The sequence below is a fragment of the Pedobacter jeongneungensis genome, from assembly GCF_000633455.1.
Taxonomy (GTDB): Bacteria; Bacteroidota; Bacteroidia; order Sphingobacteriales; family Sphingobacteriaceae; genus Pedobacter; species Pedobacter jeongneungensis_A.
The window spans coordinates 18,809-37,157 of sequence record NZ_AYMG01000031.1; the positions used below are offsets into that span (position 1 = coordinate 18,809).

General features: G+C 40.4%; 16 protein-coding genes. 11 read left to right on the forward strand and 5 right to left on the reverse strand.

All coding sequences use genetic code 11. The features are described 5' to 3' along the window. Positions 1-13 precede the first annotated feature (13 nt). Positions 14-2,431 carry an outer membrane beta-barrel family protein gene (locus tag U859_RS0124970; RefSeq protein WP_025145986.1) on the reverse strand — a complete coding sequence of 806 codons (2,418 nt, stop codon included), beginning with the start codon at positions 2,429-2,431 and terminating at the stop codon, positions 14-16. Positions 2,432-2,740: 309 nt separating this feature from the next. On the opposite strand from U859_RS0124970, the gene U859_RS0124975 reads away from it, so the two are divergent. The 4 genes from U859_RS0124975 (at position 2,741) to U859_RS0124990 (ending at position 6,664) form a co-directional block, all read left to right on the forward strand. Next, complete coding sequence (locus U859_RS0124975) at positions 2,741-3,631, forward strand: alpha/beta hydrolase family protein (RefSeq protein WP_025145987.1); 891 nt, start codon at positions 2,741-2,743, stop codon at positions 3,629-3,631. A gap of 142 nt (positions 3,632-3,773) precedes the next feature. Then, positions 3,774-4,976, forward strand: a complete 1,203-nt coding sequence (locus U859_RS0124980; protein ID WP_025145988.1) for a DUF4932 domain-containing protein — start codon at positions 3,774-3,776, stop codon at positions 4,974-4,976. A 106-nt stretch (positions 4,977-5,082) separates the two neighbouring features. Continuing rightward, positions 5,083-6,213, forward strand: a complete 1,131-nt coding sequence (locus U859_RS31335; protein WP_051584774.1) for a serine hydrolase domain-containing protein — start codon at positions 5,083-5,085, stop codon at positions 6,211-6,213. A 10-nt stretch (positions 6,214-6,223) separates the two neighbouring features. Then, on the forward strand, positions 6,224-6,664 hold the full coding sequence (locus tag U859_RS0124990; RefSeq protein ID WP_025145990.1) for a MarR family winged helix-turn-helix transcriptional regulator: 441 nt from the start codon (positions 6,224-6,226) through the stop codon (positions 6,662-6,664). Between the two features lie 50 nt (positions 6,665-6,714). Here U859_RS0124990 and U859_RS0124995 read toward each other — a convergent pair whose 3' ends face one another. Continuing rightward, positions 6,715-7,194: a DUF6265 family protein gene (locus U859_RS0124995; protein WP_162800035.1), complete on the reverse strand. Its 480-nt coding sequence runs from the start codon at positions 7,192-7,194 to the stop codon at positions 6,715-6,717. A 69-nt stretch (positions 7,195-7,263) separates the two neighbouring features. Further along, positions 7,264-8,139 carry a helix-turn-helix domain-containing protein gene (locus U859_RS0125000; RefSeq protein WP_025145992.1) on the reverse strand — a complete coding sequence of 292 codons (876 nt, stop codon included), beginning with the start codon at positions 8,137-8,139 and terminating at the stop codon, positions 7,264-7,266. Between the two features lie 151 nt (positions 8,140-8,290). Here U859_RS0125000 and U859_RS0125005 point away from each other — a divergent pair, with 151 nt between their 5' ends. Genes U859_RS0125005 through U859_RS0125015 form a run of 3 tightly spaced genes read left to right on the forward strand, consistent with a single transcriptional unit; the run spans position 8,291 to position 9,557 of the window. After that, on the forward strand, positions 8,291-8,650 hold the full coding sequence (locus U859_RS0125005; protein ID WP_025145993.1) for a VOC family protein: 360 nt from the start codon (positions 8,291-8,293) through the stop codon (positions 8,648-8,650). Positions 8,651-8,662: 12 nt separating this feature from the next. Continuing rightward, positions 8,663-9,103, forward strand: coding sequence for an EVE domain-containing protein (locus U859_RS0125010; protein WP_025145994.1), 441 nt, complete (start codon positions 8,663-8,665; stop codon positions 9,101-9,103). Continuing rightward, positions 9,096-9,557 carry a MarR family winged helix-turn-helix transcriptional regulator gene (locus tag U859_RS0125015; protein WP_025145995.1) on the forward strand — a complete coding sequence of 154 codons (462 nt, stop codon included), beginning with the start codon at positions 9,096-9,098 and terminating at the stop codon, positions 9,555-9,557. Before U859_RS0125010 ends, U859_RS0125015 begins: the two co-directional genes overlap by 8 nt. A 101-nt stretch (positions 9,558-9,658) precedes the next feature. Here the strand turns inward: U859_RS0125015 and U859_RS0125020 are convergent, their stop codons facing one another. Together U859_RS0125020 and U859_RS0125025 are read right to left on the reverse strand one after the other, a co-directional pair. Beyond that, entirely contained in the window at positions 9,659-10,486 is an 828-nt protein-coding gene (locus U859_RS0125020) for a DJ-1/PfpI family protein (protein ID WP_051584775.1), read from the reverse strand. Between the two features lie 92 nt (positions 10,487-10,578). Then, positions 10,579-11,496, reverse strand: a complete 918-nt coding sequence (locus tag U859_RS0125025; protein WP_025145997.1) for a GlxA family transcriptional regulator — start codon at positions 11,494-11,496, stop codon at positions 10,579-10,581. 121 nt (positions 11,497-11,617) lie between these two features. On the opposite strand from U859_RS0125025, the gene U859_RS0125030 reads away from it, so the two are divergent. The 4 genes from U859_RS0125030 (at position 11,618) to U859_RS0125045 (ending at position 18,328) form a co-directional block, all read left to right on the forward strand. Then, positions 11,618-12,175, forward strand: coding sequence for an RNA polymerase sigma-70 factor (locus U859_RS0125030; RefSeq protein WP_025145998.1), 558 nt, complete (start codon positions 11,618-11,620; stop codon positions 12,173-12,175). 92 nt (positions 12,176-12,267) lie between these two features. Beyond that, positions 12,268-13,293 carry a FecR family protein gene (locus tag U859_RS0125035; protein ID WP_025145999.1) on the forward strand — a complete coding sequence of 342 codons (1,026 nt, stop codon included), beginning with the start codon at positions 12,268-12,270 and terminating at the stop codon, positions 13,291-13,293. Between the two features lie 98 nt (positions 13,294-13,391). Further along, positions 13,392-16,844 (forward strand): SusC/RagA family TonB-linked outer membrane protein, encoded by a 3,453-nt coding sequence (locus tag U859_RS0125040; RefSeq protein ID WP_084153151.1) that lies wholly within the window; start codon positions 13,392-13,394, stop codon positions 16,842-16,844. An 11-nt stretch (positions 16,845-16,855) separates the two neighbouring features. Beyond that, positions 16,856-18,328: a SusD/RagB family nutrient-binding outer membrane lipoprotein gene (locus tag U859_RS0125045; RefSeq protein ID WP_025146001.1), complete on the forward strand. Its 1,473-nt coding sequence runs from the start codon at positions 16,856-16,858 to the stop codon at positions 18,326-18,328. Positions 18,329-18,349 lie beyond the last annotated feature (21 nt).

Below are 18,349 nucleotides of genomic sequence, written 5' to 3' on the forward strand. Positions count from 1 at the left end.
AATCGCTCTTTATTTAATTAGACGATTTTTTGGTATCATCATTACTAATGCTGCGTTCGCTCTTTTTAATCGATCCCTTGAGTTTTCCGAATTTCCAGTTGAGCCCAAAACTGATGCGCCGGAAAGGATTTTCGCGGATACGTTCCTGGGTAAAATTGACCCCTTCGGTGTAGCTTCTGTAAGCCCTGTACTTTTGGAAGGGATTAGCAACCATGGCAGAGAAGGTTAGTTTATCTTTAATGATGTCTTTACTACCGCTAAAACCCAGATAATAATAATAATTCGACTGTCCCTGTAACATCACATCGGGTGCCCCATAATTGAAGGATACGCTTGTTTTCCAGGTTTTTTCAAACTTGTAACTGGTGGTAAAGCTCGAATAGCCCGTTAAGCCGCTATTTTTTGCAAGCACGCCATTAATCATTCCTTCCAGCCAGATGTAGTTCAGGTTTGCACTTACATTGAGGTTCCATTTAGCCGTAATGGGATAATTGAAGTTTGCATTTGTACCCAGTAACCTGCTTTTACCAATATTGAAAGAAGTTACCCTGGTTAGGTTTTCGGCAGGAAGATATTCAAATACCTGCTGCTGGGTATTGTTGGCAAAATTATAGCTCAGGCTTAAATTGAGCGATCCTTTTTTGAAATTACTATAAGTCAGCTCGAAGTTATTGCTTAATGTAGCTTTAAGATCAGGGTTACCAAAATATTCAAAGTTTGGCCTTGATTTGTCGACAAATGGATTCAGGTCCCATATCCCCGGACGCTGGATTCGCTGGGTGAAACCCAGGCTGATGCTTTGACTGTTTTTCAAAGTTCTGTTAAATGAAACCGATGGGATCAGGTTAAAATAATCTGTTTTAACAGTCGTATTTGTACTTTCAAAGTTGCCCGTTACATAGGTTCCTTCCAAACGGGCTCCCGCCTTAAAAGTCCAGTCTTTAAGTTTTAAGATATAAGTATTGTAAACCCCAAAAATATTCTGGTCATTGCCATAAACATTACTCTGCGCAGGATCGAGCTGGTAGATATTCTGTGCGGGATTAAAATTGAGGTACTGGAAATTGCTCTCCCCGTTCCTTAAAATTGCCTTCACTCCGGCCTCAATGGTAAGTTTTTTAAAGGGATTCACATAATCTACCTGGATAGTCTGCTCCTTTGATCTGCTGGTATTTTCCTGTTTATAATCCGGGCCGGTAAAGTTTATTTTATTACTAAACATGACATCGTTTAGCTGTGGTTCCGAACTATTAAAAAATTTATAAGAGAAGGTAAGCAGGTGCTCCTTTTTACCTGCAAAACCTTTTTGGTAGTTGAAAGTATAGTCGGTTCCGCCCCACTCATACCTGATGCCGCTGCCCATGTCGTAAGCTGTTAATGCCGCTCCGTCCATGATGTCAAAATGCTGCATCAGGTTCTGCTGGTTATAACCACCGTAAGGGTTAACTTCAACGGTGATCAGATTGAGCGAATCAATCTCATAGCTTAGCTCTCCGCCACCCCACCTCCATTTATTGTCCATTTTCTGAAAACCCAGTGAATAAAGGCTGGAAGGTATTTGGGTACCCCTGCTATTACGGATATCGCTCATTTTTATGCCATCAACCTGCCATACGCCTGTTCCACCATATAGGTTAGCACCGAATTTTCCCTGTTTGATGGTAAAATTTCCATTTCCGCTCGGTCCACCCGGGAACTGATAACGTGCGTTCAGGTTTCCATTATAACCGTTTTCCATTTTTCTGGAAGTGATGATATTGATGATACCTGATAACCCTTCACTTTCATACTTTGATGGCGGGGTGGTGATTACTTCTATTTTCTGCACGCCGGCAGCAGGCATACTTTTCAGATACTCCTTAGGGTCACGGGTTAGAATGCCCGACGGTTTGCCATTAATCAGGATGCGGTAATTGCCTGTCCCTTTCAGCTTTACGTTATCATCCGCATCAACCGACAAAAGGGGGACTTTACGCATCATATCCATAACCGACAGTACTTTGCTCTCTGCATCTGCCTGGATATCATACACAATACGGTCGGATTCCTGTTTAATTAGCGGCTTACTTCCGGCAATGGAAACCTCTCCCAGCTCATTGCCGGCAGAGGTCATATTAATTTTACCCAGATCGGTATGAGCAGTTAACTTAACAACAAGCTGTTTAGGCTTGTAGCCCAAAGATCCGATCAGGATCTTATATTCTCCCTGGCCTATTCCTGAAAACGAAAATTTTCCCAGTCCATCAGAAACAACACTTTTAATTACTAGTGAATCTTTTTTAATGGCAACGGTAAAGTATTCACCTGGTTTTTGGGTCAGGCTGTCTATAATCATGCCGCTTACCTGATATTTGTTTTCCTGGGCATGTAAAGTGCCCCAGGTAAGACTGCATTGAATAACAATACAGATCATTAAAAAGTATCTGCTCATAAAAAGATTTTTTTCCGGTGTGTAAAACATTTCTGTTCTTATGCCTACTAGATGCAAAAGTTTATATAATGTTGCATGGACGCTGGAAAATTGATCCGAAAAGATTAAAAATCAATAAGATAAATTTTGCCTAACCATTGATATCCATATGATCTATCAACAGAAGAGCCGAGCTGATTGCACACATATAACACAAAACCGTCTTTCATCACATTTATCCCCTATTCCATCACATTTATCTTTTACAATGTGCAGATCAGGATATATTGCAGCACATTTAAACAATAATATAACCCCAAATTAACGACAATGAAATCCCGTTTACTTATTTTGCTCTGCTGCTTCAGTTCTGGACTGTTTGCACAAATCCAGCCAGATTCTACTTCCAATCCAGACTTTACCATAGAAAATATTAAGTTTACGAGTGCAGGTGTCACATTGGAAGGTGCAATCTTTAAACCAAAACATGCGCATGCAGCGATAGTTTTAGTGCATGGCTCTGGCCAGGAAATGAGGATGGCGGGGATGGCATCGCTTTTGGCGAAAAATGGCATCGCGGTATTAACCTACGACAAACGCGGCGTTGGAAAATCGGGCGGTGTTTATGCCGGACCAGAAGTAGGAACCAATAACATTGATTCTGCCAACCTCAACCTACTGGCTTTAGATGCTAGTGCCGCCTCAAACATACTTTTGGCACATCTGCCAACTCAACACCTGCCTTTAGGTTTAATGGGCTTTAGCCAGGCTGGCTGGGTCATTCCTCTGGCCGCAAAGAAAAACCATCATGTAAACTTCATGATATTGTTTAGCGGACCGGTTGTTACCACGCTCGAACAGCTCCGGTTTCAGTTTTATACACAGGGTAAATCCAGCTTTTGGGAAACACATACTGAAGCCGAGGCACGTGAACACATCAATACCGATCCAGACCGGTATCAGTTTGCCGGAACCGATCCCCGCGATGCCCTAGCAAAACTCGCAACCCCGGGGCTTTGGATTTTTGGCGGCAAAGACATCCAAATTCCGGTAGGCTTATCAATAGAACACCTCAATACGCTTAAGGCAAAAGGTAAACCTTATCAATATCAGTTGTTTCCGGCGCTGGGCCACAACACCGCTTCCTCTAAATCCCCTGAACCACTTAACTACGCGCTTGAATGGATTAAAACCATTGGTGATGCTAAAAAACGTAAATAGTTAAATAAGGATTAACGATCTGAATAATATTCTCTAAGACTATATGGGTTTTAGGGAATTATTCAATCCGTTATAAAAGCTGATGCCTGCAACCTTTCACATGGTAAATGCGTCTTTAGCAGAAGAGATTAATTTACTTTAGATGAAAAATTTGTATATTCTTATTATTTTTTCCTGCTGTACAATAAGCGCCTTAGGTCAATACAAAGTGCGTTTAGCTAAACATGCCACTATAGGCGTAAATCCTAATATTGAAAGTTATTTTTTTGTGGAAAAATTAGCCGTTGAAAGTATTGGCAATTACGTTTTTGATATAAAGGGGATTGATTATTCACATCAGCCTATCGTTTATTTTGGCTTTAAACATTTCCGGCGTTATCAAAACGACCCGACAATCATAAGGGCTGCAGAAATACTCAAACAGATCAGAGACTCACTTGGTGATAACGGGCCGATATTAAACTATCTGTTAAACCAAAAAGAATTTCCGGCAAAAGGACCGCGCTTTGCCAGTGATAAAAATACATCTGCGGCTGATAAGCTAACTACCTTGTTACCTGAACTAACGGATAGCTTAAGAAAGTTTTACATCAAGGCAGATGTAGCTGGATTTCTGAAGAAAAACAGTTCCTTTTATAAAGGGGCCCTTGAAGAAATTGCCAAAGACATCAACAGATCGGCTTATCCATCCATAGAGAAGTGGTACGGAAAAAAATTCCCACGATACGAATTATACATATCGCCCGCCATGCCGATAACCCCGGGCGAAGACAGTTACAGGGGATTCGGGCCGGTTATTTTATCGCCAGATGGCAAGATTCCTTCAATGGTGGTGAGTTCGAGTAAGATGCTAAAATTGCAAGACAGCCTACCTTTATACAGGCAATATGGCTTTGATAACCGTGGCGTTACCCAGTTCATTACCGTTCACGAGATATCACATTCCTTTGTGAATCCGCTGCTCGAAAGGTATGAAAAGCAAATTAAGGCTGACTCCGCTTTATTTATAAAAGAACTGAAAGATACATTGGCTTCACGTGGTATAAGAGATTGGTATGTATGCGTAATTGAACATTTAGTAAGGCTCGGCGAAATAAGAATTGCAGTGTCTAATGGCAACATTAAAGAAGCTGATCGTTTAAGAGATCTTCACATTGGTGAGTATAGCTGCGTGTTAATTCCACTGTTAGAAGAAAAAATAACAGAATATGAAAAGAACAGGGCAAAATATCCAACATTTGAAAGTTATCTTCCAGAACTGATCGGGTTTCTACACAATTTAACACCCAAAACCATAAAGGATCAATTTTTAAAATATGATAACCATAAAATTATTCGCGGCTGATAATCAACAAGAAGAAACCTTTTTATAGAAATCCGGATTTTTGTAATAAACAAAAATATTAGATTAAAATGTAAATATAATTGATATATCAATTATATTTACACCAATGAAAAAATATTCCTATTTAAGTATTTCGTTTTTCACGTTAATATTCGGTCTCAATACCATCTGTCGGGCTCAAAACAGCAAAATCGACAGTACAGTTAAAGCGATTATGACAGAGAACCACATTGCAGGTTTATCTGCAGCAGTTATCGACAGTGGTAAAATTATCTGGACCGGCTATTACGGATACCAGAACATTGAGCAACAACAAAAGGTAAATGCCCAAACTACTTTTGTAATTGCATCAACCTCTAAAACGGTTACAGCAGCTGCACTGATGCAGCTTTATAGTAAGGGCAAGTTTAAAATGGATGATGACATCAATAAATACCTGCCTTTTAAGGTCAAAAACCCAAATTACCCAAACTTACCGGTTACTTTCGCTCAACTACTCCGTCACCGTTCTGCCATTCAGGATAATATAGATTACCTCGGCCCGTTCTGGCTGGTAAAAAAAGGAGACCCAACTATACCCCTTGGCACTTTTTTAAAAGACTACCTGGCCATTGGCGGGAAAAATTATAATGCAGATAAAAACTTTTTTAAGGAAAAACCCGACAGTGCATTTCATTACAGTAACATAGGCATATCACTGGTAGGCTATTTAGTGGAACGTATATCAGGAATGCCATTTGAACAGTATTGCAAGCAAAACATATTTACCCCGTTGGAAATGAATACTGCTGCATGGCATTTAAAAGATCTTGATACCACAAAACTTGCAATGCCTTATAATTATAGCGATTCGCTGAAAAAATTTGTCCCTCTGGGATTTGGTGGTTTCCCTGATTATCCAGCAGGCACCTTACATACTACACCAACACAGCTTGCCAACTTTTTAATCTCCTGGACACAGAATGGAAAATTTAAAGATAAACAGGTATTTGAACGAAATGCAGTACAGCTTTTAACACCAGATGAAACCAGTTTAGGTTATTATACCTGGTTCTTAAGAGGTACAGAGAAAGGAGAGCTTATTTATAACCATACAGGTGGAGATGAAGGCGTATTAAGTTTTATTGCCTTTAACCCGAAAACAAAAAAAGGCATATTGTTTATGATGAACAGTTTTTTTGAATCGAGAGAAGTTTTTATTAAACTCGTTAATTTATTCTATTATAATACACATTAATTGTACAACGATGAATAATGATGAAAATTTAGAAGACATCCTGTTTTATTCGCTCGAAAGATCGATTAAAAGTTACAGGCAATTTGCACAGCAGCAACTTGTAAAGAACGGCTTTAATATCACTATTGATCAATGGCTGTTATTAAAAGCCATTCATAATCATCCCGGGCAAACGCAACAGCAAATTGCCCGGGCGATTTTTAAAGATTTTGCATCTGTTACCCGAATGGTGGAATTATTAGTTGAAAAAAAGTACCTGATCCGTTTCTCCCACCCTACCGACCGTAGAAGATTTAAGCTGAAGCTGGCAAAAACTGCTGTAGAATTAATGCATGACATGCAACCTATAATCGAAAACAACCGTAAAACAGCCTTAAAAAACATTAGCGAACAACAGATCATTCAATTTGACGAAGTGCTAAACCTCATTATCAATAACTGTAAGGTTTAATAAATTTAACATTATTCATTTATGAATTTTGCCCTTGCTCTCCACAGCCATTAATCATGGCTACGGGTAAAATTATAATCTAAGCTTTTTCCATCTCCGGACACGATTGCTTTAACCGTTTTACCAGTCCTTTTATAAGCGATCTTTTTCGGAAAATCATGCTCCGGGTTTTCGCAAACAAAAGCATCTTTACCTATGGCAGTAAGTTTAAAATCAACCGGTTTTGGCTCACCGGTAACAACAACGGTATAAAAGATGTCATCTCCTTTAATACTCAGTTCCAGTTCTTCTGTAAAAACAGGTATTTTTTCTTTAAGCGTAACTCCTTTTCCGATAAATCTGGTTTCAGATACTTTGGTCCAATTTTCGTAACCTGATTGTCCGGGTTTGGAGTTTGTTCGCTGCCATTTCCCGATAAGCCATTCCAGCTTTTTAAATTTTTGCGTTGTACTTTCCTGTCCCTTAGCAAGGTTCATCATACCCAGGCTGAATACAACAGAAATGATCATGTGAAGTCGTAGAATTTTCATAGTTTTTTCTTTCAAAAATACAACTGACCAGTGTTATGGTATTGTACAAAACCGACGCCTGTATGGAAATTATTTATTGAGAAAGAAATTGGCCATACTAGGTGCCTCAAAAAAATAAGCAGATGGATCTTCACCTGTAAAGGCTTTGAAATTGCGGATAAAATGAGATTGGTCATAGTAACCTGATTCGTAGACAATTTCTACCCAGCTTTGTTTTTTCTCCTTGATCAACTGAAAGATATAATTGAAACGGATAACTCTGGCATAATATTTTGGAGAAAGACCTATGTATTTTTTAAAAAGCCGCTGAAGCTGACGCTCACTCATTTTTCCGGTTTCGCAAAGCTCCTTAATAGTAGCTTTGCCATTTGAATTAAAAATGAGCTCGAGCACGCTCTCCAATGGATTTTCGGCTGCAGTATTGCTGAGCAAAAGAAAATGATCATCCAGACGCTTTTTAAGACTGTGCTCGTTTTCAAAAGGAAGAAACCGGTCCTTTAACTTCACCAGTGCCGGATCAGCAAAAGTATCCAGATCAATGATCTGATCGAGGTAATGTTCCATATTGAGTCCGAAGAGCTGGGTCATAGCTGCAGGTTTCAGTTTGATAGCAAAAGAGCCTGTTTCGGCCGTGTTTTCGAGGTAAAAATAGCTACTGATCTGCCCAGCAAGCAAATTTGGTGTTTGTGTATACCATGTTCCGTTTATTTTAGCCTTGTAAACACTACCGTAGTTAAAAATAAGTTCTGTAAATCCATCTGGAATAATTTTCTCAACCCGCGGCTCAACATCATCGCATTGCATCATCCAGTAACATTCAATAAATTTTTCAAGACCTGGATGAGGAGATATTCTGGTGAATTTCATGACATAAGAAACTGAAACGTAAATATAATATAATTCTACCTGAACCTGATCAGTATAACCAACTGCAATTTTTTTCAAAAACCATAAATGCAACGGCCTGCTAACCCTGGCCTAACGGTCTTTATGCTTCTGCAAATCACGGTTATTGAGATGAGACTATAATTAAATTTAAAAACATATGCATATTGTTGTCGTATATACTATATTTGCGACAACAATAAATAACCGCATGAGAAAATTAGATTTTGCTTCCCTCCAGGTTAGGGATTTAGAGATTTCAAAAGATTTTTACACCAGTAAACTCGGCTTTGAAATAGCTGTTGTTAATCCTGCAGCCTGTATTTTCAAATATAATGAAGGAGAAGCAAGCTTTGCCATCCGAAAACCTCTGGTAGATTTAACAGGCAAAGAACCTGGTATCGGTGTATCGCTATGGTTTGCCATTGACGGAGATATCGAAGAACTGCAAACAACGCTAACTGAAAGAGAAGTTCCACTTCTGGGGCCGATTAGCAACACTCCATTCGGAAGAATACTGATTGTAAAAGATCCTGACGGATATCACATCACTTTTCTGCAACCAAACTAAGTACCCCGTAGCATGGAAAATCAAGATACAAAATACTGGATTATCGTAGCCTCTAAAGACCATGTTAAAAATGGCATAGCTGAGGGCTTTGCACAGGCCTGTCACGGAAAGGCATCCCCGCTAAGAAGGATGCATAAGGGTGATTTCATTATCTACTACTCCAGCAAACAGACAATGGGAAAGCCGCAGCCCTGCCAGCAATTTACCGCAATTGGTAAGGTAATAGATGAGCAGACTTACCAGTTCCAGGTTTCTGAAGATTTCTGTCCCTCAAGACGAAATATCGAATTTTTGCCTGGTAAAGATATTTCTATCCTACCTTTGATAGCTGAACTGGATTTCATCCCTAACAAAAAAAGCTGGGGTTATCCATTCCGCTTTGGTTTTTTTGAAATCAAATACCACGATTTTGAACTGATATCCTCACAAATGTTAATACAAGACTATGCCTGAGAAAATAGAATTCCATTTCAAGAGCCCGCTGGATAGTCCTGGCTATCTGCTGGGGCAGCTGACCATGTTATGGCAGCGTAAACTAAAGCGTGTACTCGATCCTTTAGACCTTACCCATACCCAATTTGCATTGCTTTGCGCATTGGCCTGGCTTTCCAAAGAAAGTGACAATGTTACCCAGGTAGATATTGCCAACCAGGGCAACGCAGACCGGATGATGGTATCGAAAGTACTGCGTACACTGGAGGAAAAAAAAATCATTACCAGACAGGAGCATAAAACAGATACCAGGGCAAAAACCATCAGTTTAACTGAGACTGGGGAAACCGTTCTGCAAAAAGCCATTATCGCTGTAGAAAACGCAGATTTAGCATTCTTCTCTATGTTGGATAAGGATTTGGCAAACTTTAATTCCAATATGGCAGCGCTAATAGAACTTAACAAGAACGATTAATCTCAGGAAATCAAAAAAATAAAATTCAACAAATCAATTTCAGGATTTCTGACTGGTTGGCTATGCATTTTTTTAGGCAATGAGTATTAGCAAATCAACTTTTAATGCTGATCGTTTGAAATTTGAGTTTTTGGTAACTCCTGGTGCGATAGATCCATACCTTGCTCAGGCAAATATTTATCATATTCTATTTGTTTTGCAACTGCTTCCGCTGCTTCTTTACCTCTCAGTTTTGAAACCAGGTGCAAAGCTCCATCTATACCTGCAGATATCCCTGCTGTGGTGATTACCCTGCCATTATCCACATAGCGGACATTTTGAAGCACTTTAGCTTTTGGTACAGCCTTTTGAAGATTTGTTATACTTTTATGAAAAGTGGTAACGGTAAGCTGATCAAGCAGGCCCGCTTTACCAAGAATAAACGCCCCGGTGCAAACAGAAAAGTAGCTTTTAGTGGCACTGTCTCTGGATTTTATCCAGGAAATAACTTCAGGATCATCTGTCGCCACTTCGTCTGAACCGCCAAATACCGCAAAAATATCTGCTTGCGGGGCATCTTTAATGCTGTAATCCGGAGTGATTTTTAAAATTCCCTGTGACAAAAGAGGAGCTTTTGTTTTTGCCACCGTAATGATTTTGAATCCTGCATAGGAAAAGACTTCCATCGGTCCTGCAAAGTCGAGTACCTCTACTCCATCATATAAATAAAAGCAAACTGTTATTTTTTGACCCTTTGATATTTGTTCGTTTTTCTCGACTAATGTCATCCCACAATGCGCACAAACACCAGGTTGCTGATAAGCAGTGGTATCACATGGATGGTTACAAGGCGGACATACATACGAGGTTGCATGTGCTTGTGGGTTTGCATAAACTTGTGTAAATGCAAAGCAGGGAATAAAAAAGATTAAGTGTAATAACTGTTTCATAAATATTTTATTTAATCCAAAATTAATTGAATACACCAAATAAATCCGGACAGTTATAGTAACAATCCGGCCATTCTATCTATGACGATATATTAATCTTTTGCTTCTTTAACTAACTTCCTGAGCTGAGCAGGGCTATTATAACCACACTCTTTCGCTACCCAGGCCACTTTATGTTTGGTTTTAAGCAGGTGCTTTGCTTTTTCTTGTCTTAATGACTGAATATATTGCCCGATGGTGGTTCCTGTTGCAGATTTGAACAACCTTGTCAGATTCCGCGGACTGATAAAAACTAATTCAGCCAATTCACCGATTGTGATTTTATGACGTAAATGCTTAGTAATATAATCCTGTATCTGATGTATGTGATGGTTAATATGCTGCCTGCTTTGCAGATAAATACTATTCTGTGCCTCCGTTCCATCTCTGCGTATGTAAACAACCATATCTTTTGCAACAAGACATGCAAAAGTTGCTCCGTGTTGCTCTTCAACAAGATAGAGTGCGAGGTCAATACCTGTAGCAATTCCAGCACTTGTGAAGATCCTCCCACTTTGCACAAATAGTTTATTCTCTATTACCTTAAGCAGGGGGTATTGTTTTTGTAGAGCTGTAGTCCATGCCCAATGCGTAGTACAATTTTGCCCATTTAAAATCCCTGCAGCAGCAAGAGCAAAGGCTGCTGTACAAATGGAAGATATCGTAGCGCCAGTTGCAGCAGCACGCTGTAACCAAGGTACCCACAGGTGGTCATCCGTCCTGTTCCATTTTTCAATTTCCATTCCGGCTACAATGACAATGTCATCCGTACGAACTGTTACCGAACTGAGTGGCTCAACATTTGTAAATCCAAGACCGGATGAGCTTCCAGGATTGTTGTAAGGCGAAACATAGTGGATATCATAATGTTTTCCGCAGCACCCTGATTCATAAAAAACAGTTACTGCGCCAGCCAGATCCAGAAGGTGAACGTTATTAAATATGAAAAATATAACACGATTGGAGCTCATTTTTCAAAGTTAATATATTAGTATAAGAAACATATATAATAGCTTCCTTACAAAAGAAGCGTATTTAATATTCCGTTAATATGGATGTCACCCCATAGTTCTAATTTTGCCGCAATAATTTATGGGCGAAAACAATACTGCCGGTTTTAAGGATAATGAGGAAAAGATGTTTGATGAAAAATCTTTCGAAGACCTTTATCGCCGTATGTACCCCACGCTGAAAAAGTACGCTATTTATCTGGTAAAGGATATGGAAGACGCGCAGATTATCCTGAATGATGTGTTTATATCCATCTGGAAAAACGGCACAATCATCTCTAACGAAAAAGCCTACCTTTTCCGTGCCATCAAAAATGCAGCTACCAACTACCATAAAACACCCAAAGCAAATCTTTGGCACATCGATAGCGAAGAAGAAGCCACTGAAATTATAGACCTGAAAGAAACCCCTGCGCAGGCTTTTCAAAATAAAGACCGCAACAGGATACTTTATGCACTTATTGATCAGATGCCTGAACGCCGTCGGCTTATTTTCTACCTATATAGAATCGATGGCTTTAGCTATAAAGAAATTGCAGCTTTACTCGATATATCTGTGAGGACCGTAGAAGACCACCTGGTGAAAGGTTTTCAATTTCTCCAACAAAAAGTATTAAAAAACAGATCTGAATTCAGGTAAAATTTCGCTTAATAATTTCTTAACGCAAAGTTAACATTTTTGAACCCGTAGTGCTTTCACTATTCTTGTCTTGTAAGTATAAAAGCATATGAATGGATCAGGAAACCTGGAAATTGGTACTCGAATATTTGGCTGTGAAGGAAAACCCTCGCAGCAGCAATACCGAAATAAAACTGCTCGAAGAAAAGCTTAATGATTGGGCAGGTAACGATCCCTATCGGATGGAGCAATTGCAAGAGGCATTAGCACTATGGCAAGACACGGCACAACTACCGGATGACGGATCGTGGAAGGAAAGTTTTGCCAGCATCAAAGAACAGCTAAATCAGACTCCAATCAGAAAATTTAAAATATTAAAATGGTGGCCAGCCGCAACTGCTGCTGCAGTTATAGGCGCCCTGATATTTTTTGTCGCCGGAAATAAAAAGCCATTAACCATTACCCAAAGCCCGGTAGTTTGGACAACTAAAACAGCGGATCCTGGCAAAATTATTAGCGTAATGCTTCCGGATAGTTCTGAGATATGGCTCAACTCGGGTAGCAGCATTAGCTTTCCGCAAAACCTGAAACATGCCGATATTAGAACAGTTAAGCTTAATGGAGAGGCTTTCTTTAAAGTAAAAAGAGATCCGGCACATCCATTTGTAGTGAAGAGTCAGAATATCCAAACCAGGGTACTCGGAACCAGTTTTAATATCAGGGCCTGGAAAGGCTACAAACCGGAAGTAACCGTGATCACCGGAAAGGTAGCCGTATCAAGAGATTCAGCTGGCGGGCAATCTGCAGCGATTCATCTTTTACCAAATCAAAAAGTAGTTTATGAAATCAAATCTACAAGCCTGGTACGCGAAAATATCGATGATGCCAAAGCATCGATAGACTGGAGAACGGGAAAGATGAATTTCGACAGAACACCAATGGAAGATGTATTCCAGACAATATCACGCAAATACGCAGTTAAGGTGGTTACTGATCAGTCTTTCAAAAACTGCGAACTTACTGCAAAATTCGACAATGTGGAGATCAGCGAGGTAATGAAAACCATCGGGCTCACACTTGATATCCATTATACCATAAACAAACAGATTATTTATATAAAAGGAGGTAAATGTAACTAAACAACGAGTAAAAAGATAGCTGCAGCATGTTGGCGCATGCCGCAGCTAAGAAATTTTAAATTTTATTTTAACCCATCAAGATTAAAACATACAAAGTTATGAAAAAGTCAGCAGTGACTAGTCAATTAATTTTTAGCGCAATGCGTTTTTTCACCCTTATTTACATCATGCTCTCCGTAATGCTCTTTGTAGGGCAGGCATCACCCGTAAATGCCCAGCAGCTGAATACCAAAATAAGTATCAATTTAAAACAGGGAAGCCTGACTGATCTTTTTAAAACCATAGAAAAGAAAACCGGCCTCTATTTCGTATACTCTAATAAAGATGCTGTAGCGCAACAGCATATTACCGGTTTAAAGGCCGATAACGAAAGCGTGAGCAGCTTATTGAACCGGGTTTTAACCCCCATGCAGCTTACTTACCTGATTGAAAGAAATCAGATCATTATTAAAAAATCAGTACGCGTGAGCGGAAAGGTAACCGATGAAAAAGGGCTACCTTTACCAGGTGTAAACGTAATCGAAAAAGGCAGCAGCAACTCTACCAGTAGCAATCTTAACGGAGACTTTAACCTGAGTGTTACAGATAAATCAGCTACGCTGATTTTCAGAATGATCGGTTATCAAACAAAGGAAATCGCACTTCAAAACCAGACTGAACTGAATGTTAGCCTCTCACCTGATGAAACTGCACTCTCCGATGTAGTGGTGACAGCACTCGGCATTAAACGTTCTGAAAAGGCATTGGGCTATTCGATAGCTACCGTAAAAGGAAGTGATGTAAATACCGTAAAAGAAGTAAATGTAGTGAATTCACTCGCCGGAAAAGTAGCCGGGGTAAATGTGGTAAGCACTGGTTCAGATCCCGGATCAACATCTTTTATCACCATTAGGGGCCAATCTTCCATTGCTACTGATAACCAGCCTTTATTTGTGGTTGATGGTGTTCCGGTAGCACATTCGCTACGCGCAACATCAGAGGTTGGCCGATCATCGGTTGATTATGGCAGTCCAATTGCAGATATCAGTCCGGATGATGTAGAAAGCATCACCATATTAAAAGGCGCAAGTGCTGCTGCATTATACGGAAGCAGGGCCGGAAGCGGTGTAGTTTTGATTACCACCAAAAGTGGTTCAGCAAACAAAAAAGGTTTAGGGATAAACTTTAACTCAAATGCCATGTACGATCAGGCATGGATGTTCCCACATTTCCAGCACACCTTTGGGGGCGGCGAATATACCGACGATACAGCATCTTCTACCACTTCTGCGTGGGGGCCAAGGCTTGATGCAGGTACAAAACACCTGCAATGGAACAGTCCCCTGGATGCAAGTGGAAAACCGATTGCCACCGATTGGGTATCGTATCCTAACAATCCGCAGGATTTTTACGAAACCGGCTCAACCTATACCAATAATATTTCCATCAGCGGAAAAAACGCAGATGGAAATTACCGCTTATCCTACACCAACCTCACTAATAAAGGGATTGTGCCCAACACCGACCTGAAACGGAATACGCTTAACCTTTCTGCCACCTATGTGCTGCACCCTAAACTAAAGATCAGCACCAATATTGGTTATGTGAACAATAAAAGCGACAACAGGCCATCGGCCTACCGTGAAAGTGTTACGCAGATGCTGTATTCGCTTCCACCGAATATGAACATCAACGACCTGAAAAACTATTGGAAACCCGGGAGGGAAAATATCGAACAGTTCTCGGCAGATGATTCAGACAACCCCTATTTTGTGGCTTACGAGCACACCAATGGCTATGATAGAAACCGGTTAACAGGAAACGTACAAGCTGTTTATGACATCACCAAAAACTTAAGCTTAATGGTGCGTACCGGACTCGATATGTACAATGAAGAACACGAAACCAAACGTCCCTTTAGCTCAAAACGGTTTAAATTTGGTGGATATGGGGTAGATAACTCCTTTTTTAAGGAACAGAACACCGATTTTTTACTGAGTTATAAAAAATTATTGAATCAGGACTGGTCGTTGAGCCTTTCTGCGGGAGGGAACCAAATGGATCAGACCAACAGATCAACCGCGCAGAAAACAGAGAGTCTGAGTATCCCTGGTGTTTACAATATCGCCAATGCACAGGCGGGTACCGTTGTAAATTCGCAATACAATTCCCGTAAACGCATCAATAGTATTTATGGTCTTGGCCAGGTATCGTTCAGGGATATGGTTTTTCTTGATGTAACAGGCAGAAACGATTGGTCGAGCACGCTCCCTGCCGGAAACAATTCTTATTTTTATCCTTCTGTATCGTTAAGTACCATTGTAACCGATGTGTTCAAGATCAGATCAGATGTGCTTTCGTTTGCTAAACTTAGGGCAAACTGGGCACAGGTAGGTAGTGATACCGATCCTTATCAGCTATATAACACCATCCCTTTTAACCAGGACTGGGGAGATGTAAAAAGAGCGACCATTGAGTTTAACCTCAAAAACAACTTTCTGAAACCTGAAATTGCTACTTCTTACGAATTCGGTGGAGACCTGCGCTTTTTTAAAAGCCGCGTGGGCATCGATATAACGTGGTATAAAACAAACAAAAGAAACCAGATCATCAACATCCCAACCACCATTGCCTCAGGCTCATCCAACCGGTTGATTAATGCCGGAAATATCCAGAACAGTGGCTGGGAAATCGGCTTAAATGCAGTTCCTTTTGATGGAGCTTTTAAATGGGAAACTAATGTAAACTTTACCAAAAACGAGAACAAGGTAATTGAGTTATCAGAAGGCCTGAAAGAGTACTCTATGGGCAGTGCCGATGGGGACAATATCCGTTACCTGATCAAAGAAGGCACCAAGATCGGCGACTTCTATACCCCGAGTTACACCAAAGTAACCAGCGGACCAAATGCGGGAGCTGCTTTATTAGATAAAACCGGACATTACATCCGTAACAATACTGAATACATCAAGGTAGGAAACTATAACCCCGATTTTACTGTTGGTTTTAACAATACTTTCAGTTATAAAAACTTCACTTTAAACGTGCTTCTAGACTGGCGTAAAGGTGGTAATTTTTATTCATATGTTGTTAAAAGCCTGATTAACGCCGGTTTGACAGATAACACCCTGATTGGAAGGGATGCAGAAACAGGTGGTTTACCATGGACAGACTCGCAGGGCAGAAAACGGAATGACGGGATGATTATCCCGGGTTTTATCGCCGATGCAAATGGTAACCTCACCCAAAATACAGTGATTATTGCGGCTTCTGATTTTTACAATAATACCTACAACAAATATTACGAAAGGCTCACTTATTCGGCTTCGTTCCTGAAAATCAGGGAAGCTTCTTTAACCTATGTATTCGACAAAAAAGTAACGCGTAAACTGCCCATCAGCAACCTGTCGTTATCCCTTATCGGGAGAAACCTTTACACCTGGACGGCCAACGGACTGGGTTATGATCCGGAAACGACCATGAGTGTTACCGAAGGCTTTAAACTGGGCGTAGGCCATTGGACACTGCCTGGAACCCGCTCATTCGGCTTTAAATTAAGTTGTAACTTTTAACCTGTACAAAAATGAAATTCAAATATACAACGCTCCTTTTCACGCTGGTAGCATTATTAGCGGGCTGTACCAAAGATTTTGAAGATATAAATACCAACCCAAATGCACCGGAAACCACAAATACCGAGTTTTTAATGTCGGATGTATTGGTTTCTACGGCATATGCCTATCAGGAAAACGCAGTTAGCAGAAGGCCGGCTTCAGCTGCACGTTACCTTACATTGGTGCGCAATACGGGTTACGACCTGTTGGATTGGGGGCCAGTTGACTGGGACGATATTTATGCCCGTTTAGCGGTGAACAAAACCTTAATGGAAACTGCACAAAAACGTTCAGAGAATCAATATGTTGCCATCAGCAAAATCATGAAGGCTTTCAACTTTGCTTATCTTACTGATCTGTATGGAGATATCCCTTATTCGCAGGCACTTAAATCTAAAGAGGCCAATCTCATCTATCCCGAATACGACCAGCAGAAAGCCATCTACCCTGATTTATTGAAAGAATTAAGGGAAGCCAATGATATGTTAAAAGGCAATACTCAGGAGATTAATGCCAAGGGGGATGTAATGTTTAAAGGCAAGGCACTTGCCTGGCGGAAGTTTGCCAATTCGCTGCGCCTCCGGATGTTGTTACGTATCTCCAAAAACTATACACCGGCCTTTACCGAAATGCAGGAAATTGTTAATGATAAAACTGCCTTTCCAATTTTTGAAAATAGTACCGATAACGCAGAAATAGCTTATTTGGGCAATATTGCCGCATATAGCTGGCCAGGTGGTCCTCTGGCCATGATCGACTTCGACTATTTAAAAACAAAGGTAAGCAAGGAACTGGCAGACAGGCTGATTCAAAGAAACGATCCAAGGTTGGCTATTTGGGTAGAACCTGTTAAAAGTGCAACCGGATCTACCGTTGATCTGAACAGGTATGTGGGTGTTCCAAATGCTATCGATGCACCTTCAGCTTATAACGGTGGCGAAGATCATGTTTCGGTTTTCTCTTCTTCTTTCTTCAGAAAAAATGGCGGCACTTCAAATCCATTGTTAAAAGCCAGCCTGATAACCTATACCGAGCAATGTTTTATTTTGGCAGAAGCCGTACAGAAAGGCAAACTCACCGTAGGTGGAGAAACGGCAGAATCGTTGTACTATAAAGGCATCAGGGAATCGATGAGCAGTTATGCCGTAACAGCAGTTCAGAGCTATTACGATCAGCCATTGGTAAAATATGATGGCACACTTGAACAGTTGATTACCCAAAAATGGCTGGCCATGTTATTTAAAGGCTCAGAAGGATGGTTTGATCAGCGCCGTACCGGCTACCCAGCTTTTGTTACCGGTCCGCTTGCAGCCGGAAGAGGAATCCCTAAACGTTATACCTACCCTGACTCGGAAAGTGCAAAAAACCGCGTTAACTATCAAAAAGCCGTTTCGGTTTTCGGTGCCGACAATCAGAATACCTTAATGTGGTACCTGAAATAAATTGAATCCCATTAATTATTA